The 23,511-nt window shown below is 61.8% G+C and carries 20 protein-coding genes; 10 read left to right on the forward strand and 10 right to left on the reverse strand.

The window, feature by feature from the left end:
- The first annotated feature begins 27 nt into the window (after positions 1-27).
- On the forward strand, positions 28-876 hold the full coding sequence (locus RBB29_RS11630) for a ferredoxin--NADP reductase (protein ID WP_306116587.1): 849 nt from the start codon (positions 28-30) through the stop codon (positions 874-876).
- Between the two features lie 74 nt (positions 877-950).
- On the opposite strand, the gene RBB29_RS11635 is transcribed toward RBB29_RS11630, so the two are convergent.
- A complete protein-coding gene (locus RBB29_RS11635) occupies positions 951-1,769 on the reverse strand; it encodes a translation initiation factor 3 (RefSeq protein ID WP_306116588.1) in 819 nt (272 codons plus the stop codon).
- 202 nt (positions 1,770-1,971) lie between these two features.
- Here RBB29_RS11635 and infC point away from each other — a divergent pair, with 202 nt between their 5' ends.
- Complete coding sequence (gene infC, locus RBB29_RS11640; protein ID WP_306116613.1) at positions 1,972-2,517, forward strand: translation initiation factor IF-3; 546 nt, start codon at positions 1,972-1,974, stop codon at positions 2,515-2,517.
- 110 nt (positions 2,518-2,627) lie between these two features.
- Here the strand turns inward: infC and uvrA are convergent, their stop codons facing one another.
- From uvrA to RBB29_RS11680, 8 genes are all read right to left on the reverse strand, one after another.
- Positions 2,628-5,486: an excinuclease ABC subunit UvrA gene (uvrA, locus tag RBB29_RS11645; RefSeq protein ID WP_306116614.1), complete on the reverse strand. Its 2,859-nt coding sequence runs from the start codon at positions 5,484-5,486 to the stop codon at positions 2,628-2,630.
- Positions 5,487-5,742: 256 nt separating this feature from the next.
- On the reverse strand, positions 5,743-6,357 hold the full coding sequence (locus RBB29_RS11650) for a hypothetical protein (RefSeq protein ID WP_306116589.1): 615 nt from the start codon (positions 6,355-6,357) through the stop codon (positions 5,743-5,745).
- An 80-nt stretch (positions 6,358-6,437) separates the two neighbouring features.
- Positions 6,438-7,034, reverse strand: a complete 597-nt coding sequence (locus RBB29_RS11655; protein ID WP_306116590.1) for an outer membrane protein — start codon at positions 7,032-7,034, stop codon at positions 6,438-6,440.
- A 205-nt stretch (positions 7,035-7,239) separates the two neighbouring features.
- Positions 7,240-8,613: a dihydrolipoyl dehydrogenase gene (gene lpdA / locus RBB29_RS11660; RefSeq protein WP_371931495.1), complete on the reverse strand. Its 1,374-nt coding sequence runs from the start codon at positions 8,611-8,613 to the stop codon at positions 7,240-7,242.
- 148 nt (positions 8,614-8,761) lie between these two features.
- Entirely contained in the window at positions 8,762-9,352 is a 591-nt protein-coding gene (locus RBB29_RS11665) for a DUF924 family protein (protein WP_306116592.1), read from the reverse strand.
- Between the two features lie 110 nt (positions 9,353-9,462).
- The gene (locus RBB29_RS11670) at positions 9,463-10,737 is read right to left on the reverse strand and encodes an MFS transporter (RefSeq protein ID WP_306116593.1); all 1,275 of its coding nucleotides are present in this window, start codon (positions 10,735-10,737) and stop codon (positions 9,463-9,465) included.
- A 103-nt stretch (positions 10,738-10,840) separates the two neighbouring features.
- Complete coding sequence (queA, locus tag RBB29_RS11675) at positions 10,841-11,893, reverse strand: tRNA preQ1(34) S-adenosylmethionine ribosyltransferase-isomerase QueA (RefSeq protein ID WP_306116594.1); 1,053 nt, start codon at positions 11,891-11,893, stop codon at positions 10,841-10,843.
- Between the two features lie 10 nt (positions 11,894-11,903).
- Entirely contained in the window at positions 11,904-15,278 is a 3,375-nt protein-coding gene (locus RBB29_RS11680; RefSeq protein WP_306116595.1) for an AsmA-like C-terminal region-containing protein, read from the reverse strand.
- Positions 15,279-15,388: 110 nt separating this feature from the next.
- On the opposite strand from RBB29_RS11680, the gene RBB29_RS11685 reads away from it, so the two are divergent.
- The 7 genes from RBB29_RS11685 (at position 15,389) to RBB29_RS11715 (ending at position 22,260) form a co-directional block, all read left to right on the forward strand.
- Positions 15,389-15,850, forward strand: a complete 462-nt coding sequence (locus RBB29_RS11685) for a peroxiredoxin (protein WP_306116596.1) — start codon at positions 15,389-15,391, stop codon at positions 15,848-15,850.
- Positions 15,847-16,674, forward strand: a complete 828-nt coding sequence (locus RBB29_RS11690) for a ferritin-like domain-containing protein (RefSeq protein ID WP_306116597.1) — start codon at positions 15,847-15,849, stop codon at positions 16,672-16,674. Before RBB29_RS11685 ends, RBB29_RS11690 begins: the two co-directional genes overlap by 4 nt.
- A gap of 269 nt (positions 16,675-16,943) precedes the next feature.
- Positions 16,944-18,266 (forward strand): M23 family metallopeptidase, encoded by a 1,323-nt coding sequence (locus RBB29_RS11695; RefSeq protein ID WP_306116598.1) that lies wholly within the window; start codon positions 16,944-16,946, stop codon positions 18,264-18,266.
- Positions 18,256-18,783 carry a polymer-forming cytoskeletal protein gene (locus RBB29_RS11700; protein WP_306116599.1) on the forward strand — a complete coding sequence of 176 codons (528 nt, stop codon included), beginning with the start codon at positions 18,256-18,258 and terminating at the stop codon, positions 18,781-18,783. Before RBB29_RS11695 ends, RBB29_RS11700 begins: the two co-directional genes overlap by 11 nt.
- Positions 18,784-18,862: 79 nt before the next feature.
- Positions 18,863-19,729 carry an MBL fold metallo-hydrolase gene (locus tag RBB29_RS11705; RefSeq protein WP_306116600.1) on the forward strand — a complete coding sequence of 289 codons (867 nt, stop codon included), beginning with the start codon at positions 18,863-18,865 and terminating at the stop codon, positions 19,727-19,729.
- Positions 19,730-19,801: 72 nt separating this feature from the next.
- Complete coding sequence (locus tag RBB29_RS11710; RefSeq protein WP_306116601.1) at positions 19,802-21,205, forward strand: MBOAT family protein; 1,404 nt, start codon at positions 19,802-19,804, stop codon at positions 21,203-21,205.
- Between the two features lie 5 nt (positions 21,206-21,210).
- Positions 21,211-22,260 (forward strand): hypothetical protein, encoded by a 1,050-nt coding sequence (locus RBB29_RS11715; RefSeq protein ID WP_306116602.1) that lies wholly within the window; start codon positions 21,211-21,213, stop codon positions 22,258-22,260.
- 6 nt (positions 22,261-22,266) lie between these two features.
- On the opposite strand, the gene RBB29_RS11720 is transcribed toward RBB29_RS11715, so the two are convergent.
- Entirely contained in the window at positions 22,267-22,851 is a 585-nt protein-coding gene (locus RBB29_RS11720; protein ID WP_306116603.1) for an HNH endonuclease, read from the reverse strand.
- A gap of 173 nt (positions 22,852-23,024) precedes the next feature.
- Here RBB29_RS11720 and RBB29_RS11725 point away from each other — a divergent pair, with 173 nt between their 5' ends.
- Positions 23,025-23,453, forward strand: coding sequence for a VOC family protein (locus RBB29_RS11725; RefSeq protein ID WP_371931496.1), 429 nt, complete (start codon positions 23,025-23,027; stop codon positions 23,451-23,453).
- Positions 23,454-23,511 lie beyond the last annotated feature (58 nt).

Raw genomic sequence — 23,511 nt, forward strand, 5'->3', positions numbered from 1 at the left:
GCCGGCTGAAAAGGCGGGCAAAGAGTAATGAATGAGATAACCACCGTGACCGAAGCCAAGGCCGTCAAAGTTCCCACCCTGCCCGATGCGCAGACCGTCACAGAGGTCAAGCACTGGACAGATCGGTTGTTTTCCTTCCGGGTGACCCGGCCTGCATCCTTGCGGTTCCGCTCGGGCGAGTTCGTGATGATCGGCCTGATGGGCGACCCGGATCCCAAGACCGGCAAGCAAAAGCCGCTCCTGCGGGCCTATTCCATCGCCTCGCCGTCCTGGGATGACGAGTTGGAGTTTTACTCGATCAAGGTACAGGATGGCCCGCTGACCTCGCGCCTGCAACATATCCAGCCCGGGGATGAAATCATCCTGCGGCCGAAACCCGTGGGCACGCTGGTGCATGACGCGCTTCTGCCTGGCAAACGCATCTGGTTCTTCGCCACCGGCACCGGGTTTGCGCCCTTCGCCTCGCTTCTGCGCGACCCGCAGACCTATGAAGATTACGACGAGGTCATCATCACCCATACCTGCCGCGAAGTGGGCGAATTGACCTACGGCGCCGAACTGATCGAAAACATCCGCAACGACGAGATGTTGCAGGAACTGATTGGCGCAGAGAACCTCGCTAAGCTGCGCTACTACCCCACCACGACCCGCGAAGAGAGCCCCAAGATGGGCCGGATCACCGATCTCATGCGCTCGGGCGAGGCATTTGCCGATCTGGGTGTTGCGCCGCTCTCGCCCGAAACCGACCGGGCGATGGTCTGCGGCAACATGGCTTTCAACCTGGAACTCAAGGAGATGCTCGAAGGCTACGGGCTGCGCGAAGGCGCCAATTCCGATCCCAAGGAATATGTGGTCGAGAAGGCCTTCCTGGACTAGATCAGAACGCTTTGTACGAAAAAACCCGCGCCGGTTCGTCAGCGCGGGTTTCTTTTTGCCTTATCCCCGTCGGCTCAGAGGCCAAGCGCCTCGCGAACGGTTTCCAAAGCGGCCTTCAGCGCCTCGGGGCTGTCCTGCGCCGCTTCGACGGATTTCTGCAACACGTTTTTCTGAAGCTCGCCGATGTCGGAATTGGCAATCATCTCGCGCACTTTATCGATGCTGAAATTCTCCACGGTCAGTGCATCCGCGGCGTCACCGGCAGCATCCGATGCGGCATCCGCCGCTTCGGCCGCCGTATCTTCGGCCGCATCGGCAGCCTCGTTCGCAGTGTCGGCAGCCTCAGTAGCCGCGCCTTCAGCCGCTTCAGCAGCCTCTGTCGCCGTGTCTTCAGCCGCATCCGCCGCAGTGTCGGCAGCCTCAGTTGCAGTGTCTTCAGCCGCATCAGCCGCTTCCGTCGCGGTGTCTGCGGCAGCGTCGGTCGCTTCTTCCGCTGTCTCAGCAGCCGCATTGGCGGCGTCATCCGCAGCACCGGTCACCGAATCAATGGCATCCTCGGCGGTTTCTGTCACCGCATCAGCCGCATCGCTCGCCGCATCCGCTGCGCCATCGACAACGTCACTTGCAGCATCCGCTGCTTCGCCGGCGGCTTCGGTTGCGGTATCGACCGCATCCTGGGCCGCGTCTGCGGCTGCATCGGCGGCTTCACCGACCGCATCGGCCGCATTATCCACAGCTTCGCCCGCCGCATCCGCTGCATTTTCCAATGCCTCGGGCGCTTCGACGCCGCCGCTGACAGAATCGGTGACCTCTTCCACGGATTTGCCCGTGAACAGCATGTAACCGCCAATCAGCACGACCGCGGCAACAACGATCCAAAGAAGGTTTCTCATCAAGGTTCCCCTTTATTTTCAGGCTCTTCGCAAAAGTGCGAGCCTCATCATGTGTGACTCATCAGATGCCGTCACAAAAGGAAAGGCACAAGGGGGAAACTGGCCGATTTCGGCTCAGATCAGCCTATTTTGGCGCTTGAATCACCGCCCGTGCAGGGATAGTTTGCAACCTCATAACGAACGCTATCGAAGGATCGAAACCATAGCTCGCAGACCCCACAACGCGCCGCCAACGCGCGACACCGGCCCCCGCGTCAACGAAAATATCCGCGCTTCAGAAATCCGCCTCATCGGCGCAGATGGAGAAAATGTCGGAGTGGTGTCACCCGAGCAAGCCCTTGATATGGCTGAGGAAGCCGGGCTTGACCTGGTCGAGATTTCACCCAATGCCAATCCACCGGTCGCCAAGATCATGGATTATGGCAAATACAAGTACGAACAGCAAAAACGCGAATCCGAGGCCCGCAAGAAGCAGAAGGTCATCGAGGTCAAAGAGGTCAAGTTCCGCCCCAATACGGACACCCATGACTACGACGTCAAGATGCGCAATGTGACCAAGTTCCTGGAAAACGGGGACAAGGTAAAGGTGACCTTGCGGTTCCGTGGCCGTGAAATGGCGCACCAGGAACTGGGTCGCGACCTTCTGGAACGTGTCGCCGAAGACACAAAGGAAATCGGCAAGGTCGAAAACATGCCCAAGATGGAAGGGCGTCAGATGATCATGGTGATCGGCCCGGTAAAGAACTAGGACCGCGCGCCGTCTCAGCGCCGGGGGGTTTGGGGGCTTGCCCCCAAGGCCTGCGTGGCCTGAACGCAATCTGACGTCTTGCGCCAAAGGCGCGCCTTTCGGGAACAGCCCTACTCGGCAGCGACCTTGCGGTCGACCAGCATATCCTTGAGGTACCGCCCCGTATGGCTCTCCGGCACCTCGGAGACAGCTTCTGGCGTGCCCTTCGCCACGATCTGACCACCGCCATCGCCGCCTTCGGGGCCGATATCAATGATCCAGTCGGCGGTTTTGACCACGTCGAGATTATGTTCGATGACGATCACTGTATTGCCGGATTCCACAAGTTCATGAAGCACTTGCAGGAGTTTCTTGACGTCCTCGAAATGCAAACCCGTCGTCGGCTCGTCGAGAATATAAAGCGTCCGCCCCGTCGAGCGTTTCGCCAACTCCTTCGATAGCTTCACCCGCTGCGCCTCGCCGCCCGACAGGGTCGTCGCCTGCTGCCCGACTTTGATATACCCAAGGCCAACCCGCACCAACGCATCCATCTTCTCGCGGATCGACGGGACCGCCTTGAAGAACTCCTGCGCATCTTCGACGGTCATATCGAGCACATCGGCGATAGATTTGCCCTTGAACATGATCTCCAGCGTCTCGCGGTTGTAGCGTTTGCCCTGGCAGGTCTCGCAGGTCACATACACATCCGGCAGGAAGTGCATTTCGATCTTGATAAGCCCGTCACCCTGACACGCCTCGCAGCGCCCGCCCTTGACGTTGAAGCTGAACCGGCCCGGTTTGTAGCCCCGCGCTTTCGCCTCGGGCAGACCGGCGAACCAGTCGCGAATAGGCGTAAAGGCCCCGGTATAAGTGGCCGGGTTTGACCGCGGCGTGCGTCCGATGGGCCGCTGGTCGATATCGATCACCTTGTCGAGATGCTCCAACCCCTTGATCGTCTCGCAGGGCGCAGGCGTCTGGCGCGCCCCGTTGAGGCGCATCGATGCCGTCTTGAACAGCGTCTCGATCGTTAGGGTCGATTTCCCGCCCCCCGACACGCCCGTCACACAGACGAATTTGCCCAGGGGAAACTCCGCCGTGACCTCCTTGAGGTTGTTGCCGGTCGCCTTGACCACCTTGATCTTCTTGCCATTGCCTTTGCGCCGTTTCGCGGAAAACTCGATCTGACGCTGACCGCAGAGATATTGCCCGGTGATCGACCCCGGATCACCAGCCACATGCTCCGGCGTCCCGTGACTGACCACGCGACCGCCATGCACACCGGCCCCGGGACCGATGTCAAAGACGTAATCGGCGGTGCGGATTGCCTCTTCATCGTGCTCGACCACGATAACCGTATTCCCCTGATCGCGCAGGTTTTTCAGAGTTTCAAGCAAGCGGCCATTGTCGCGCTGATGCAGCCCGATGGAGGGCTCATCAAGCACATAAAGCACGCCCGTAAGCCCCGAACCGATCTGGCTCGCCAACCTGATACGCTGGCTTTCGCCGCCGCTGAGCGTTCCGGCATTGCGGGAAAGCGTCAGGTATTCGAGGCCCACATTGTTCAAAAACCCTAGGCGCTCGCGGATTTCCTTGAGGATCGCATGGGCAATCTCGTTCTTCTGCTTGGTGAGGCTTTCCGGCACCGTCTGACACCAGTCATACGCCTCGCGGATCGACATCTGCACCACTTCGCCCACATGCAGCCCGGCGATTTTCACCGCCAACGCCTCTTCGCGCAGGCGATACCCGCCGCAGGCACCACAAGGGCGGTTGTTCTGATAGCGTTCAAACTCCTCGCGGATCCAATTGCTGTCGGTCTCGCGATAGCGGCGTTCCATATTCGGGATCACACCCTCGAACACGCGGGACACCTGGTACACACGGCCGCCCTCATCGTAGCGGAACTGGATTTCCTCATCGCCGGAGCCATGGAGGAAAACCTGCTGCACATGGGCCGGCAGGTCCTTCCACCGCGTGTTTTTATCGAACTCGTAATGTTTGGCGATGGCCTCGATGGTCTGCAGGAAATAGGGTGACTTGCCCTTGCGCCAGGGCGCCAGCGCGCCGTCATAGATTTTCAGGTTCTGATCCGGCACCACGAGGCGTTCGTCGAAAAACAGCTCGGCCCCTAGGCCATCGCATTCAGGACACGCCCCGAAAGGCGCGTTGAAGGAAAACAGGCGCGGCTCGATCTCGGGGATGGTGAAACCACTGACCGGGCAGGCAAAATTCTCGCTGAACGTCACCCGCTCGGGCTCGCCTTCTTTCGGGGCGGTCTCCAGCACGGCGATGCCATCTGCCAGGTCGAGCGCGGTGCGGAAACTGTCGGCGAGCCGCGTCTCCAGCCCCGGTTTGACAACAATCCGGTCCACCACCACGTCGATATTGTGGCGGAACTTCTTGTCGAGCGTGGGCGGTTCATCAAGATCATGGAACTGCCCGTCGACCTTGACCCGCTGAAAGCCCTGCTTGCGCAACTCCAGGAATTCCTTGCGATATTCGCCCTTGCGGTCACGCACGATGGGGGCCAGCAGATAGGCGCGCAGCCCCTCCTCCATCGCCATCACCCGGTCGACCATGTCTTGCACCTGTTGCGCCTCAATGGGCTTGCCCGTTGCGGGCGAATAAGGCGTGCCGACCCGGGCAAACAAAAGCCGCATGTAGTCGTAAATCTCGGTCACCGTGCCAACGGTCGAGCGCGGGTTCTTGGAGGTGGTCTTCTGCTCGATGGAAATTGCCGGGCTGAGGCCGCTGATGTGATCCACATCCGGCTTTTCCATCATGTTGAGGAACTGCCGGGCATAGGCGCTGAGCGATTCCACATAGCGCCGCTGCCCTTCGGCATAGATCGTGTCAAACGCCAGGCTCGACTTTCCGGACCCCGAAAGACCGGTGATCACGACCAGCTCATCGCGCGGGATATCCACGTCGATGGATGCCAGGTTGTGCTCGCGTGCGCCACGCACTTCGATTTTCTTGAGATCGGCCATCAGGTCCCCCGGGGTGTCGGTGGAACAGAGATAGTTGACCATCGCTGATCTTCCAACCCAAAAAAGCGAACATAGCGCGAACACTTATCCACAGGCCGCGAGAACACGTTAAAAACAGGAGGTTGGCCCGGGCGCGACCGGGCGCCGCGTTCCCTTCTTGCCAATTTGTGTCAGCAGTGTCGCTTTCGATGCGATGTCCCGAAGGTGTTTGTCTCGAGTTGGGCATCGTCCGGCGCGCGGCCAACGGCGCCCCCCGTCAACGACCCAAACCGTTCGCCGGCAGCGTGATTGTCCCGCTGCCACCGTCCGGGTCCAGAGCGGGGTCGGCGACCTCGGCGGAAAATCCCATGTTCTGAAAATCAATCTGGCCGTTATTGCTGGTCAGGTAGGCGCGGACCCACCGGGTGTTGAGAGGCGACACCAGGGGGATATCCTCGGCCCTGATCCCGGGCGACGATCCCGTTGCAGGCGCGACCGTGACCATGCCGATGACCTTGTCGGCAGCATCGTAGAAGGTGAACTCGATCTCATCCACGTCATACCCCTCGCCGGTATAATTCCAGAAATGGAGCGTGGTGATGTTGTAGGAAATCCTGAAATCAAAGACGAGTTCCAGCCCCCCGCCTTCCGCAGCCTTGAACCAGATATGCGTGGTCTGATTGTGAAACTCCTCGGCATCCGCGCTTGGGGCGTCGATGACCTTTTCGATGGTCTGGCTGTTATTGAATGTGTTGTTGAACGTGCCCGGCGCCGTACGCTCGCCGACGGTGACCGAAATATTGTCCTTGTTGAGATAGACCGGCGTAGCCCACGCCGCACCACTACTGCAAACCACGGCGATGAAACCCAAAACACCCTTCAAATGTTGCATGCAATCTCCACCTCGAAACAGGGTGGAGTGTAGGGTTTCAGAAATGGTGGACCAAGCGTTTTCTTGGGAACCGCAACCGGTCAGAAATGCAGGCTGAGCCCCGCGCGAAAGACCACATTCTGCGATCCGTTCGCGGTGGGTGTCCCGCCGATGACCTGCGTGTCGGCGGGTGCGTCGACAAAATAGGCTTCGACACGGCCCGAGATATTATCCCAGATAAACCTTTCGGCACCGCCGCCCATCACAAGCCCAGGCTCGAAGTCTGACGCGTGGCCAACCCCGGTCAGGGTTGTTTCATGCTCCGTCCAGGCGACGCCGAGCGAGCCGAAAAGAAGCGTGTCCCCACGGGTCACACCGGCGCGGATCCGCAGCGACGTCATAACATCCTCTTCAAAACGCCCGCCGGGGAAGCGATCACCGAGATCGGCGAAGGATAAATCCGCTTCGGCACCCAGCACCGAACTGCCGCGTTGCCAGTTATATCCGACCTGAACGCCACCAACCGCGCCACGTGCATCGCCCGAGGCACCGAGGGTCGCCACGTTCTGCCCGGAAAAATCCGCCGCCGCGCCACCAAGGTGGAATCCCACATAAGGCCCGCGCCATCCGTCGGCGAGAACCGGCGATCCCGCGACCAGCAGGATGATAAGAAACCATTTCATTGCTTGTGCTGACATCGGTCCCTCCGAAGGGAATCGATCACCATCGACCGATCCTCAGAATGACCGAAACAAGTAAAATATTGGTTTCCATCCGCTTAACCGGTCAGCCAGTCCTGCGGGAACCAGACAATAAAAGAGGTTTGGCGATAATAAGGCAAAGACCCCGCAGGCTGCTGGCACTGCGAGGTCCGGAAATCCGCGAGGGAATGGGCGCAACGGCCTAGATGTGAATCACCTTGCCATAGGCATCGAGCACGCTTTCATGCATCATCTCCGAAAGCGTCGGATGCGGGAAGACAGTGTTCATGAGGTCTTCTTCGGTGGTTTCCAACTGCCGCCCGACGACATAGCCCTGGATCAGCTCGGTCACCTCCGCGCCCACCATATGCGCGCCCAGAAGTTCGCCGGTTTTCTTGTCGAAAACGGTTTTGACCATGCCTTCGGGTTCGCCCAGGGCAATCGCCTTGCCGTTGCCGATGAAGGGGAAACGACCCACCTTGACATCATACCCGGCCTCCTTGGCCTTGGCTTCGGTCAGGCCGACAGATGCGACCTGCGGATGGCAATAGGTGCAGCCCGCGATGCTTTCGGGCTTGACCGGATGGGCGTGTTTACCGGCCACCAGATCGGCCACCATCACACCCTCGTGGCTGGCCTTGTGCGCCAGCCAAGGCGCGCCCGCCACGTCCCCGATCGCGTAAAGCCCGTCCACGCCGGTGCGGCAGAACTCATCAGTAATGACATGGGTGCGGTCCACCTTGACGCCCACATCCTCAAGGCCCAGCCCCTCGACATTGCCGACGATCCCCACGGCGGAAATCACCGTGTCGAAATCATGTTTCTCGACCTTGCCGCCGACCTCGATATGGGCGGTCACCTTGCCCTTGCCACGATCAAGCTGCTTGACCATCGCCTTTTGCATGATCTTCATGCCCTGCTTTTCGAACGCCTTCTTGGCAAAGGCGCTGATTTCGGCATCCTCGACGGGCAGCACGCGGTCCATCACCTCAACGACGGTCGTGTCGGCGCCGAGCGTGTTGTAGAAGCTGGCGAATTCGATGCCGATGGCGCCCGAACCGATCACCAGCAGTTTCTTGGGCATCCGCGGCGGCAGAAGCGCGTGTTTGTAGGTCCAGACCAGATCACCGTCGGCCTCGAGCCCCGGCAATTCCCGCGCGCGCGCCCCGGTGGCCAGCACGATGTTCTTGGCCGTCAGCTCTTCGGTGCCCTTCTCGGTTTTGACGCTGACCTTGCCTTTGCCGGTCAACCTGGCCTCGCCCATCAGCGCGGTCACCTTGTTCTTCTTCAGCAGGTGGCCGACACCGCCATTGAGCTGCTTGGCCACGCCGCGCGAGCGTTTGACCACCGCGTCCAGATCGTAATCGATCCCCTCTGCTTTCAGGCCGAACTCCTTGGCGCGGTGCATCAGGTGAAAAACTTCGGACGACCGCAGGAGCGCCTTGGTCGGGATGCAGCCCCAATTGAGACAGATGCCGCCCATATGTTCCCGCTCGACAATCGCGACACCCAGCCCGTTCTGCGCCCCGCGAATGGCCGACACATACCCGCCGGGGCCCGCCCCGATTACAATCATGTCAAAAGATTTGGACACCACTGAGTCCTCCGGTTTTCTGAAATTAGTTTGATATTAAACTATCTTTGCAACCGCAGCAACGCAGCAATTCGCGACCGCAGCATATTGCCGCGCGCGACCAAATCCTCGGTATTTTTCAGTGGCTTACCTAGGCGGCAGCGTCATCATCCGCCTGCAGGCTGCGCACGGTGCTGCCATAGCCGCCATCGTCGATATAGCCGCGTTCGACAGCGGTGCATTCGCGTCCAAGCGCCTTGTTGCGATATGGGAAGCGGCCGAACATGCGGATGACCTCGCGATGCGCGCGGGCATGCAGCAGGTTGCTCGGGCCATGCTGCGGCATCCGCTCGCAGATCAGCCGGATACAACGGTCCTGATCGCAGAGGTTTTCCGAATGCATCAGCGGCAGGTAGAAGAACTGCCGCGCAGGCTCGTCGATGCGCATATCCCACTTGCGGTGAATGGCCGCCTTGGCCGCGGCCAGCGCATGGCGATCCGTGGCAAAGGCCTGCTCATCCTCGCGGAACATGTTCCGGGGGAACTGATCCATCAGGATGATATAGGCCAGCGTACCGGACGGGTATGTCAGCCAGAGGCCATACCGCCCGTCGCGTGCTTCGTGCCATGCGTCGTGAAAACGATCCCGGATCGTCTGGTCCAATTCGGGCGAGGTTTCATACCAGCCCGCCGGCCCCACATCATCCAACCAAAAACTCAATACATCTTCCGGGGTGACCATAGGTGTCTCCTTGGGTATCCTATGATTTTACGAATTTACGTTACCGAACTGTTACCAAACCGGGTAGTAAAGAAATGCTACGAAACGACATATAGAGGTGAGTGTTACACTTATGCCTCTTGGTCATCGGCGTCGGCCTCTGCCTCAGCTTCCGCGGTTTCGATGTCATACTCCTGCGCAAAGGCCACGGCCATCGGCGACGCGGAGGGCACAACCCAGGTAAAGCTGTCCGTTTCCTCGACCGAGGGCGCCGCCCGTTGCGTCATCCGGTAAGCCGCATAGGCCGCCATCACGAACATCAACACCGCGATGAAAAGGAAGAACCCCGAAGCGCCGATGGCGCCCATCACCCAGGCGGTGACAACCGGCCCCGCCACCGCCCCAAGCCCGTTGATGAAGACCATACCGCCTGCGGCGGCGGCCATATCGTCGGCCTCGAGAAAGTCATTGGTGTAGGCGATCAGCAGCGAATAGAGCGGGTTTGTCGTCCCACCGATCAGGAACGCCCCGATCAGCAACATGGTGAAGTTGTCGCCGAAGATCATCGCAAGCAGCGCCCCTGCCCCCGCGGTCAGCGCCGCGCCCATGATGAGAACCCGGCGGTCCATCCTATCGGACAGATACCCCAACGGATATTGCACGATGAGCGCGCCGATATAGAAGGTCGCAACGAAGGTAGATAATTGCCCGATGCTCAACCCCGCCTCGGCGCCATAGACCGCCGCCATGCCGAACTGCGCCGAAAATGCCCCCCCCAGAAGCAACATGCCGACACAGCCCAGGGGCGAGATCCGCAGGATTTCCCGAAGGCTCATCGGTTTGGTCGTGTCATAGGCTGGCGTCGGGCTGACCGACAGAAGGATCGGCGCGAAAGCCACCGAGACGCAGACCGAAGCGATGACGAAGAGCACATAGCCCGAGGCGTCAGCCATCACCATGACACCCTGCGCCGAGACGATGCCGACCATCTGCATGATCATGTAGAGCGATAGCGCCTGCCCGCGGGTCTCATTGGACGACGAGTTGTTGAGCCAGCTTTCGGCGGTCACGTAGACGCCCGAGAAACAGAACCCGATCAGGATACGCCCAAGCGCCCAGGCATAGGGGTCCGTCAGCGCGGGATAGAGGATCAGGACCGCGGAGATGAGCGAGCCAAGGGCCGCGAAGACCCGCACATGGCCGACCCGGTGAATGAGTTCAGGCGCCATCTTGGAGCCAAAGAGGAAACCCACGAAATAGCCCGACATCACCAGTGACATGGAAAATGTCGAAAACCCTTCGATCTCACCCCGCACACCCAGAAGCGTCCCCTGGATACCATTGCCAAGCTGCAGCATCATCATGCCAAGCAGCAACGCCCAGGAGTTGGACAGCACCTTGATCATCACCAAAAACTCCAAAAATCCCGGTTAGTGTAAGGCGCCGGGCCGCGGTGTCCGCATTGAGAGCGACTCAGCCAATGTCGCTTTTCGCCCCCGTGACAGTGTTTTAATCCGGGATCAATAACGAAGCGTCACCGTAGGAAAAAAACCGGTAACCCTGAGCCACCGCATGGGCGTAAACCTGCCGGATGACCTCCTGCCCCATGAGTGCCGAGACAAGCATCATCAGGGTCGAACGCGGCAGGTGAAAATTGGTCATCAGCGCGTCGGTGACCTGGAACCTAAAGCCGGGATAGATGAAGATGTCTGTCTCCCCCTCCCAGGGGGCGATCTCGCCCGTGGCCGCGGCGGCACTTTCGATCAGGCGCAGAGCGGTTGTGCCGACGGGAATCACCCGGTGACCCGCGGACTTTGTCGCAGCGATCTCGGCGGCAGCCTCGGCGCTTACCTGGCCCCATTCCGCGTGCATTTTGTGAGTGGTCACATCCTCGACCTTGACCGGCAGGAACGTGCCCGCCCCGACATGCAGCGTGACATGGGTAAATTGCACCCCCCGCGCCGCCAGCGCCGCCAGCAGCGGTTGATCGAAATGCAGCGAGGCCGTCGGCGCCGCGACGGCCCCCGCATTGCGGGCGAATACGGTTTGGTAATCCGTCTTGTCCTGCGCATCGGCTGGGCGTTTGGCCGCGATATATGGCGGCAGCGGCATGGCGCCGGCTTCGGCCAGGGCCGCGTCGAAATCGTCACCGGTCAGGTTGAAGTGCAGCAGCGCCGTGCCGTCGACCTTATCGGCCAGAGTGGCGGACAGATCGGCGCTGAACCGTATCTCTTCACCCGCGCGCACCTTTTTCAGCGGCTTCATCAGGGCGGTCCAGTTCCCATCGGCTTTCGGCTCCAGCAACGTGACCTCGATCCGGGCCGTGCTGTCGCCCTGCGGTCCGCTGCGCCGGCGCGTCCCGGTCAGGCGCGCGGGAATCACCTTGGTGTCGTTCAGCACCAGCCGATCACCAGGGCGCAGCCAGTCCACCAGGTCGCCAACATGGGCATCGGTGATGCGCGCATCCGCGGCCACGAGCATACGCGCGGCGCTGCGGGGTTTGGCCGGCCGCGTGGCAATCAGCCCCTCGGGCAGATCAAAATCGAAATCGCTGAGTTTCATGGAAGATGTCCTACCGGTCCCGGCCGGCTTCTGAGGGTTGCGGCGCGGGTTCGCGGGTTTCGGGCGCAGTGACGTTGCCGGACGATGTGCCACCCTGCGGCGCGGGATCACGCCTGATCTTTGGCGGCTCCCGGCGGAAGAACTCCCGGAACATCCCTGGCGTCAGCGCCGAGAGCGGATTGACCGACACCTGCGGTGACGCCGCTGGCCCCTTGATCGTGTAGGTAAAGCCAAAGAGCCCCTCTCCGCGGCGGGTAAAGATCCCCCCCAAGGCATTCACCAGGTAAATCGGAGAGAACACACCCTGCATATCCATGCGTTTGCTGGCCATGTAATAATAGCCGTCCATCGAAATCCCCAGCGACGCACCGGTGGCGCTGCTTTCGATCAGGGTCACGCGATCCGGGCTGAGGTGGAACCTGGCATCGACACGGTTGAAATGCAGCCCGTCACTTTGCAACTGCTCCAGGATACCGATCACACTGACCGCGTTCAGCAGTGCCGCCATAGACGGAATGTCGCGAATACGGAAATCGTCGATGCCCAATTGCCCGTTGTAGCTGCCCTTTTCCGGTGCCGGGGTCAGGACAAGATCCATCTTTCCGTCGCGGGCATTGTTCAATAGGCCCGCCGACACCATCACGGCGCCCGCATTCTCGGACTGGATGCGAAAGGCGCTGCGTCCGCCCTGCGGCACCACCCGGCCGTTGATGACCGCACCACCGTTGATCTTGCCGGTGAAATTGCCGTCGGCCCCCCGCGACGTATCAAGCTCGGCCCGGAAATCGAGCAGCGCGATCCCGTCCGAGATCTGCAAGCGATCGAGTACCAGCGAGACCGGACCGCCCCGCGCGCGCCTGTTTCCCTCGCCGCTTCCGGTAAGGGTGGTGTGGCGCATGTCGATCCGCCCGCCCCGGACCCGTACCGCGGGCGCGGCCCCTGCCCCCCGGCCGATCAGGTCCACCGGCGCATCAAGCCATCGGCCCATCCGGACCCGCGAAAAGGAGGCGCGTTCCAACGCCCCGCTTTCATAGAGGTTGACCGACCCTTGCGCGCTCAACCCGCCCCCTTCCAGGCTGACCGTCTCGATCCGCGGGGGCGACCCGAGCTGACCCGCGACGATCAGCGCCCCGGTTGCAGATTGCGGCAAGGCCCAGCCCAACTGTCGAAGCGCCAGGCCAACACCGGCAAGGTTGGACGACAGCGAAAAACGCCCCGGCGCGTCACGGGCCAGTTCGATGGTGATGTCGGCCTGCCCCGCGCCCGAGATACTGCCCGGCGGCAACCCGATGCGAAACGCATCCGCGAAACGCTCGGAGAGTTCGATCTGTCCGGTAAATCGGCTCTTGTCATCTCCGCCGGGGCCAAGCCCGGTCTGCCATTCGCCGCTGAAAGGCACATTGCTGATCTGTCCATTGCCGCCGATCCTGAGGTCGTCGTTATTGGCCTGCACCGTCAGTTCGGCCGCATCGAGGATCCGCCCCTCGACCAGCTTCTCGCTGCGCAGATTGCTGAGCGTGCCGGTCACGTCGAAGGACACGTCCGACGTCTTGAGCTTCTTGATCAGCAGAAGGTCCAACTGCCCCGCAAGGTCCGCCCGCCCGTCGGCCAGCGTCACCGGCTGATCCGCCTTGGTCAGGAAGCGAAACGGTTCCTCGTCGAGAAGCGACAGCGCCGCAGTAAACGTGGACGAGGTGCGCAACCTGACCTGTGCGGGCGTCCTCTTGGGCCGCACATCGGTTACAATGAAGCTGGTGCCGGATACGTCGATCTTGCCGCCCTGGGGCGGGGTCACGTAGCCGCTGTCTGCGGTGATGACAAAGCGGTTGTCGATCAGCGACGCATGCCCTTTCGCGTCCTCGATGGGGGGCAGTTTCTTGACGAACCGTGTCGTCAGCCCGGCGAAATCAAAGGCCAGGAAATAGTCGAGATTGGTTTTTGGATGCAGGCGCAGGGCCACCTGAATATCGCTCAGATCCGCCTTCGACACGTTCTCGTCGATCCATCGGCGTGTGCCATGGGCCAGACCAGGTGGCCAGAGCGCCACAAGCCGTTCCGGCGTCAGCGCGTCCAGCCGCCCGTCGAGGGCAAAATCCCACCCGTCCGGCGCCGCCCGGAGGTTTCCGGAGGCCACGAAAGTACCGCCCTGATCGCTCAGCGTAAGTTGGCCAAGCGACAAGAGGAACGGTTCGATCTGGAGGCGCACGTCGAGGCTCGCACCCTCAAGCTCGATAGGCTCGGGATAGGTTCCATTCGGGTTTGCGCTGATCCGGCTGACCTGCATCTGCCCAAGAATCTCGCGCGGCAGGCCGTTTTCGATCCCGACAAGGCTGGCGCGGCCCGAGGCGCTCGCACTGACCCAGTTGCTCTCAACCGACAGTTCGTCGAACTGCATCACCTGGGTCACGGGGTCATAGGTGAAATAGCTGCGCGCCGATTTGAACGCGATCGGATCGGTGGCCTCGGTCGGTTGCAACGCCCCCTCGCCGATCTGCAGCGTGGCGTTCAGCGGACCAAGCGCACCGGCACTGTCCACGCCCGCCCTGAGCGCGCCGGATATCGGTGCATCAAGCGCCCCGAGCCACGCCAGCGCCGGTGATTGCCCGGCAATGTCGTCCGTCGCCATATCCTGGAAACTCAACCCCAGCTCGGCCGCAGTATCGCCAATCCGACCGCTGTAGCTAACCGCAAGCGTGGTCGCCGTGGCCCGCCCGCCCAGAAGCGCAAAGTCACCGCGAATGGTCAGGTCGTCGCCATCACGGGTCAACTGAACCCGACCGCCATCCACCGTCCACGCCCGTTTGGCGCGCAGGTCGGTATATTGCACGGTCAGGTTTTCCGCACTGATCCTTTTCAGCGCGCGGAAATTGGGCCGCATCAGGAGCTTGTCGAGATCGTCGATCAACGCGGCGATGTTGGCGGCCCGGTCCACGGTCGACCCGGTGTCGCCCAGCGAAAAGTCGATGCTGCCATCCGCCGCACGGCGCAGGGTCATCCGCGCGCCCGAAAGCTGGATCGACGCGGGTTGCAGCCGCCCTTGCATCAGCGGCCTGAGCGCCACGGTTCCAGCGATGTCCGATAGGTTCACCAAGGGCGTGCCGGCGGTGTCGTCCACCTGCAGATCACGCAGCAGGATGCGGGGCTTCCAGCCTTCCTGCATGACAAAGCCGACCTCGCCGACCTCGACATTGAAATCCGACTGCTGCGTATTGAGCCGCTCCACCAGGCGCGCCCGCACCCATTCCGGGGCGGTCAGTTGCGTGCCCACCAGCGTCGTCGCGTAGATCCCACCGACAACAAGCACCACCACCAGCGCCAGCATGAGCCGGGCCAACAGACGCCGCTTACGCCCCTTGGGTCTGATCTGATCGCTCTTGTCGCTCATCTTTTTCGGATCACCGGACGCGATGCCGGTCTTTGCTGCCTCTTGGCTTTATTCTTGCTGCTTGCGACCTAATATGAAACTCACTTTTTTGCACCCCTAAAGGAGACACCATGCCCGAGCCCCAAGATACCGCCCCGGATTTCACCCTGCCCCGCGATGGCGGCGGCGATGTGACGCTGTCGGCCTTGCGCCCCGGCAAGGCGGTTCTGTTCTTTTATCCGCGCGACGACACGTCCGGCTGCACCAAGGAAGCGATTGCCTTTACCGGGATGGTCGATGACTTTGCCAAGGCGGGCGTCACCATCATGGGCATCTCCAAGGACACGATCGCCAAACATGACAAGTTCCGCGACAAGCACGGGCTTGGCGTGGCGCTTCTGTCGGATGCCGAGGGCGATGTGTGCGAACAATACGGCGTCTGGAAGGAAAAGAGCATGTACGGCAAGAAGTTCATGGGAATCGAACGCTCCACATTCCTGATCGACGGGGACGGCAAGGTCGCGCAGGTCTGGCGCAAGGTCAAAGTGCCGGGCCATGCCGAGGCGGTGTTGGAAGCGGCGAAGGCGCTATGAGCGCCAAGACCCTGAGCGAGATGGCCGTCGACGTGCTGGGCACCGCCGACGGCCGCGCCAAGACGGCCCTGTCACGCGCCCATGCGGCGACGTGGTTTGCCGCGCGCAAGGCCGGTGAAGAGATCGCCATCGGCCGGACATCGCCACCCCTGCGCCCGGCCCGGCCCGACAAACCCGAGCTTCTGGACCCGCGCGACGTGCCGCGCCGCCGCCCCGGCAGCGAAAAGGGCCGCATCGCGATCCTGCATGCGGTGGCACATATCGAATTGAATGCCGTCGACCTGCATTGGGACATCATCGCGCGCTTTGCGGACGTTAAAATGCCCATCGGGTATTTCGACGACTGGGTGAAGGCCGCGGACGAAGAATCAAAACATTTCAACCTGATATGCGACTGCCTTGAAGCTCTTGGAAGTCACTACGGCGCGCTTCCCGCCCATGCGGGCATGTGGCGCGCTGCCGAAGATACGGCCGAAGATTTCATGGGCCGCCTCGCCGTCGTTCCCATGGTGCTCGAGGCGCGCGGCCTCGATGTGACCCCGGGCATGATCGAGATTTTCGAACGGGCGGGCGACGAAAAGTCCGTGGCCGCCATGAAGGTGATCTATGCCGAAGAGGTCGGTCATGTCGCCTATGGTTCCAAGTGGTTTCACTTCCTCTGCGGGCGCCATGATATCGACCCGAAGGACGCCTTTCACGACCTGGTGCAGCGCTACTTTCACGGCCCCCTCAAGCCGCCCTTCAACGAAGAGAAGCGGGCCGAGGCCGGGTTGCCGCCGGACTTCTATTGGCCCCTCGCGGCGACATCATCGGTCCGCGACTGACCGCGTCGCCACGCCTCCGGGACACCACAACGCCCGGTTGCACCCCGCAATTTCCCCGCGAAGTCGGATCAGGAACGGACAGGTTGCCGCACCCAAGCCCTTGCTAATCGGCAACTTTTTGCCGTCAAAGCAACATTCGGCCCAATTTTGCCGCACTCTTGGTCAAAAATCTTGCCCAACGGGAAAGCTCTGGTTAAGCACTTCGCCAAGGCGCTCGACCGTTCAAAGAATGCGCCGTCAAAGGGTTGGGACACTAAAGGGACAGTTTCTTGCGGACAAGGATCGCGATCAAATTCCATGCGCTGCTAGAGCGCCACTTTCCTGAGCGCCGCGTTTTCCTGCGCTCGGACACCGACACCAGATTCATCCGGCTCAGACCTGAATCCCAGCTTCTCGCTTTTGTCGGCGCCTCGGCCATCGTCTCCTGGGCCATCATCGCCACGGCCATCCTTCTCATGGACAGTATCGGTTCGGGCAATTTCCGCGAGCAGGCCAAACGCGACCAACGCACTTATGAGGCCCGCCTGAACGCGCTGTCATCCGAGCGCGACAAGCGCGCCGAAGAGGCATTGGCCGCGCAGGAACGGTTCAACTCTGCGCTGGAGCAGATCTCGGTGATGCAGTCGGAACTGCTCGCCTCCGAAATTCGCCGCACGGAGCTTGAGACCGGGATCGACGTCATCCAATCCACCCTGCGCCGCACCATGAAGGAGCGTGAGGTTGCCCGCCAGGAGGCCACCGAGCTGGCCAAGGCGATGAGCGACGAGAGCGCGACCGGTGCCGCGAATGGTGCCCTGGACGAGGATAGCAGCGGCGCGCTCGATTTCCTCACCGCCGCCCTGGCCGAAACCGCGCAGGAACGCGACAAGGTTATCGCCGATGCGCAGGAGGCATTGATCCAGGCCGACCGCATGGCCGAGGAAATCGCCCTGATGCGCGACAAGAACGATCAGATCTTCCGCCAGCTTGAAGAGGCGATGACGATCTCGGTCGAGCCGCTGGACAAGATGTTCCGCGCGGCGGGCATGGATACCGACAACCTTCTGGCGCAGGTGCGCCGCGGCTATTCCGGGCAAGGCGGGCCGCTCACGCCGCTGACCTTCTCGACCCGCGGCGAGGAGCTTTCGCATGATACGCTGCGGGCCAACCGCCTGCTCAACCAGATGGACGAGCTGAACCTTTACCGGATCGCCGCGCAGAAAGCACCCTTTGCCCTGCCCGTCAAGAATGCGTTCCGCTTCACTTCGGGATTCGGGATGCGGTGGGGCCGAATGCACAAAGGTACCGATTTCGCCGCCCCCCATGGCACGCCGATCCATGCTACCGCCGATGGGGTCGTGACCCACGCGACCTGGCAATCGGGCTATGGGCTGATGGTCAAGATCCAGCATGAATTCGGCATCGAGACGCGCTATGCGCACAACTCCAAGATATTCGTGAAGAAGGGCCAAAGGGTCTCGCGCGGGGACAAGATTGCTGCTATGGGGAACACTGGACGTTCGACCGGCACACATCTACACTACGAAGTCCGTGTCGGCGGCAAGGCCGTCAACCCCATGATCTATATCAAGGCTGCAAGAGATGTTTTCTAAAAGCAAAATCAACGAACCCGGCGCCAAGGCTGACGAAACCAGCAAACCTGCTGCTCCGGAACGCAAGCCCGACACCTTCAAGTCCGACGCCCCCGCGGGCGGCGACTTCAAGGCCAGCGCCCCCAAGGCGAAACCGCCCGCATCGGTCCTGTCGACCGACCTGCATATGACCGGCAACATCAAGACCACCGGTGACGTCCAGGTTGAAGGCACGGTCGAGGGCGACATCCGCGCGCATCTGCTGACCATCGGCGAAGGTGCCACCATCAAGGGCGAAGTGATCGCCGATGACGTCGTCATCAACGGCCGCATCGTGGGCCGCGTGCGTGGCCTCAAGGTCCGCCTGACCTCGACCGCGCGTGTCGAAGGCGACATCATCCACAAGACTATCGCGATCGAATCCGGCGCCCATTTCGAAGGCTCGGTGCAACGTCAGGACGATCCGCTCAACGCCAAGGCCGGCGGCGGTGCCCCCTCCAAGCCACAGCAGGCGGCAAGCGCCCCGCAGAAAAACTGATCCCACGCGGATTCGGAACTAAAAGGCGCCCTGCCCCGCAGCGGCGCCTTTTTCGTGCGACGATGCGCAGGAGAGCCACGTGACAGCAACCGACGAGACCTGGGTCGCCCTGATGGGCGTCAAGGGTGGCCCCGCGATCAAGCCCGGATCGAACATGCCCACCTCGACGCTGCTGCGGGTCGGGGGCAAGGTGATCCTGGTCGATGCGGGTCTTGGTGCGGCGCGCGGCATCTGCGACCAGGGGGTGGCACTGACCGATCTGGACCTGATCGTGGTGACCCACCTTCATTCCGATCACTACCTGGAACTCGGGCCGCTCCTTCACACCGCCTGGGTGGCGGGATTGCGCCGTCCGATCCCCATCATCGGCCCCGCGGGCCTTGGCGCCTATTGGAGCGGGTTTCTCGCCGCGATGGATTTCGACATCTCGCTCCGGATCGAAGACGAAGGCCGCTGCGCCCTGGCGCCGCTGGCAGAAATCCGCGAGATCGCGGACGGCGTGATCGAAGAGCAATCCGGCCTCGTTATCCGCGCCCTGCGCAACCAGCATCCGCCCATTACCGAAAGCTACGCGCTCAGTTTCGAAACACACGACAAGAAGATCGTGCTTTCGGGCGATACCACCTATTTCGATGGCATGGCCGCATTTGCCCAAGATGCCGACCTGTTGGTGCATGAGGTGCTATTGGAGGCAGGTGTCGATGCGCTTTGCGCCAGCCTTGATATGCCGGATGACCGGCTGAAACGCCACCTGATGCGCAGCCATACAAGCGCGCCGGATGTGGGCCGGATCGCGCGCGACGCGGGCGTCAGGCACCTCGCCTTGCATCATTTCGTGCCCGGAGCCGACCCCACCTATGGACCCGAAGATTGGGAAGCCGCCATTCGCGCTACATGGGAGGGGCCACTGACCATCGGCAATGACGGGGTCAGGATAGAAGTGTAGCAGGCGGTTGTCGTTCCACATCACCGCGGATAAGACAGATCAACGCCACAGATCAAACCGGCATTTCCTGACGTGACATTCGCCTCCATCCCTTTCCTGTTCTATTTCCTGCCGACGTTCCTCGCGCTCTACTTCCTGCTGCCCTTTCGCAACCTCGTGTTTCTGCTCGGCTCTCTGGTCTTCTATGCCTGGGGCGAGCCGGTCTTCATCCTCCTGCTGCTGGCCTCGATCACGATGAACCATGTGATGGCCCGAATCCTTGCCGGGAACCGGACGATGCGGGTGCTGGCCATCGGCGTGGGGGCGAACCTGCTGGCGCTTGGGGTGTTCAAATACGCGGGGTTCTTTTCCGAGGTATTGCTCGACGCTTTGGGCAGTTCCGCCGAACCGCTCGATCTGCACTTGCCCCTCGGCATCTCCTTCTACACCTTCCAGGCCATCAGCTTTCTCGTCGACATCTACCGGCGCGAGGCCGAAGCGCCGCAAAAATGGCTCGATACCGCACTATTCATCTCGATGTTCCCGCAGCTCATCGCCGGCCCCATCGTCCGCTTCCACACCGTCGCCGAGCAGATTACCAACCGCGGCCACAGCCTTGATCGCTTCGCCTCGGGCGCGCGGCAATTCACCCGCGGGCTAGCGCAGAAGATCCTGTTGGCCAACGCCTTCGGCCAGACGGCGGATGCGGCATTCGGCGCCGATCTGGCCACGCTTGGCCCCGGGGCGGCCTGGCTTGGCCTCGTCTGCTACACGCTGCAGATCTATTTCGACTTCGCGGGCTATTCCAACATGGCGCTCGGGCTCGGCCGGATGATGGGGTTCGATTTCCCCGAGAACTTCAACTTCCCCTACATGTCACGCTCCATCACCGAATTCTGGCGGCGCTGGCACATGTCGCTGTCGCGCTGGTTCCGCGAATATCTCTACATCCCGCTTGGCGGCAATCGCCATGGCGCGCTGCGCACCTACCTGAACCTCTCCATCGTTTTCCTGCTCTGCGGCTTCTGGCACGGGGCGGAATGGGCCTTTATCATCTGGGGCGCGTGGCACGGCGCCTTCCTCGTGCTGGAGCGCAGCCCCTTGGGTCGCGCCATCACCGCGATGCCGCTGGTGCTGCGCCACGCCTACCTGCTCCTCGTCGTGATGCTGGCCTGGGTGCCGTTCCGGACCGAGGATTGGGGCGAGGCGCTGATTTACTTCGCGGCACTGGCCGGACAAGGCAGCGGCGCGGTCACCCTGGATCAGATCTACGCGCCGCAGCTCGCCATCCTTTTGCCCCTGGGCGCGGTCATCGCCGTCTGGCCACTCATCGCCGAAAGCCGCCCGGCCCAATGGGTGGCCGGCCGCACCGCAGCCCTCGCGCACCCGGCACCGCGTACCCTTATGGAACCGGTCTGGGTCGGCGCGCTTCTGGTGCTCTGCGCCGCCGATCTCGCCACCGGGTCCTATAACCCGTTCATCTATTTCAGGTTCTGACCGCCATGGCCGATCGCGTAAGAAACCTGCTGACCGCCCTCACCTTCCTGATGCTGATCGCTGTCCCGATGCTGATCCACCTGGCACGGCAGGCCCCCGTGGATGCCGGGGCCGAAAACCGCAGCCTCGCCGCCACGCCCAGCCTTGCCGGGATACGCGCCGACTGGACCGCCTTCCCCGAGACGGTCAATGCCTGGATGCGCGACCATTTCGGCCTGCGCCGCAGCTATCTCAAGATCGGTTTCGAGTTGGAAAAGGTGCTGCCCTCCTCCGCCGATTTCAAAGCGGTGCGTGGCGATGACGGCTGGATCTTCAACACGCTTAACGCGGCGTTGGCGCTGCATCGCGGCCTTTTGCCCTTCTCGGCAGGCGAAGCCGACGCCTGGCTCGATGGTCTGGAGCTGATCGAGGCTCGGGCGGAGGCCTCCGGGGCCGTCTTCATCGCCGCCGTCGCCCCGAACAAACATTCGATCTATCCGGAATACCTGAGCAACTACCCCCGGCAAGTCGCTGGTGAGACCCGCCTCGACGAGGTGCAGCGCCGTGCCCGGGATCGTGACCTGCCGCTGATCGACCTGCGTCCGGCCCTGCGTGCGGCGAAATCCGACACGAAGGTGTATTACCAAACCGACAGCCATTGGACCGATCTGGGCGCCTATACCGGGTTTGTCGACCTGCGCCGCGCCCTGGTGGAACGCGGTATCGACGTACCCGACATTCCCCGCGATGCGCTCCGCCTGCGGGAGGTGACCGATTTCCAGGGCGATCTATACGGTCTGCTCGGCGAGGAAAACGGCCCGCCCGAGAGTATCACCGCGGTCCGCCCGCCCCATGCCCGCGGCGCAAAGGCCGGGTCGATCCTCCTCATCGGGGATTCGTTCATCACCCAGATCGCAAAGTACTTCGAAGGGACGTTTGAAAAAGTCGATATCATCGACAATGCCGCTGGCGCACCGGATCTAAGCAAAATCACACCCGGCACCTATGACGTCGTGCTTTTCGAGATCGTCGAAAGGTATCTCAGCCGTCCGCTTGAGCCCATCTCGGGACCATGAGCGCAATTAGGCCTGCAGTTCCGCATCCCAATAAAGGAAGTCGACCCAGCTTTCGTGCAGGTGGTTGGGCGGGAATTTACGCCCCTGATTTCGTAATTGTTCGGCCCCCGGCGCCCGCGGCGGCTTGCGCAGGCTCATCCCCGCCCGGCGCAGGCTCTTGGCCCCTTTGCGCAGGTTGCACGGGCTGCAGGCTGCCACGACGTTCTCCCAACTGGTCACGCCCCCATCGGCGCGCGGCACCACATGGTCAAAGGTCAACTCTCCCTTCGCCCCGCAATACTGACACTGGAACTCGTCCCGCAGAAATAAATTAAAGCGCGTGAAGGCCACGCGCTTTTGGGGTTTGACGTAATCTTTGAGGACGATCACCGACGGTATTCGGATCACCGTGCTTGGGCTGTGGACACAGTGGTCATACTCCGCAACGATATCCACCCGGTCGAGATAGGCCGCCTTGACCGCCTCCTGCCAGGTCCAGAGCGACAGGGGGTAATAGGAAAGCGGCCTGTAATCCGCGTTCAACACAAGCGCGGGATGCTGTTTCAACGCCGCTGGCTCTCTTACAAATTCGGTTCTGAATTCACCGTCCATTGACCGCTCCGTACCGATATTGGGACCACTATATCTCGTGTTTTCGCTCTGACAACCCCAAGATAAGCGATTGATATGGCCGAACTGTTATGAGCCATTTGTGAGGATTTCGTGACAGTTATCCGCAAGGGATGACAGCGCCGGCCCTCCGGTCCTAAACTGCCCCCATGACCATGCCGCATCCCTCTCGCCCCAACCCGCCGGGCGCCGCACTCGAAGCGGCGCTTTACGTGGACGATCTGCCCGCCGCCGAGCATTTCTACGGCACCATTCTGGGTCTCGATACGGTGGCCCGCGTCGAGGGCCGGCATGTCTTCTACCGTGTCGGCGACACCATCCTGCTGATCTTTGACCCCGCCGCAACACGGATCGGCTCCGACAACGCACAACTGCCCGTTCCTGGACACGGCGCCATGGGGCAAGGCCATTTCTGCTTCGCCGCCGAGGCCGCTGAAATCACCGCCTGGCGGGACTGGCTCGAAACCGCGGAAATTCCCATCGAAGCGGACTTCCACTGGCCTAACGGTGCCCGCTCGATCTATTTCCGCGACCCCGCGGGCAACAGCCTCGAGTTTGCCGAGCCGCGCCTTTGGGACGGCTGACACCGCACTGCAACCCCATTGCAAAGCGTCACGCCCGCCACACGCCCCCGAGGCGGAG

The sequence above is a fragment of the Roseovarius sp. MMSF_3359 genome (genome assembly GCF_030733385.1).
Classification (GTDB): Bacteria; Pseudomonadota; Alphaproteobacteria; order Rhodobacterales; family Rhodobacteraceae; genus Roseovarius.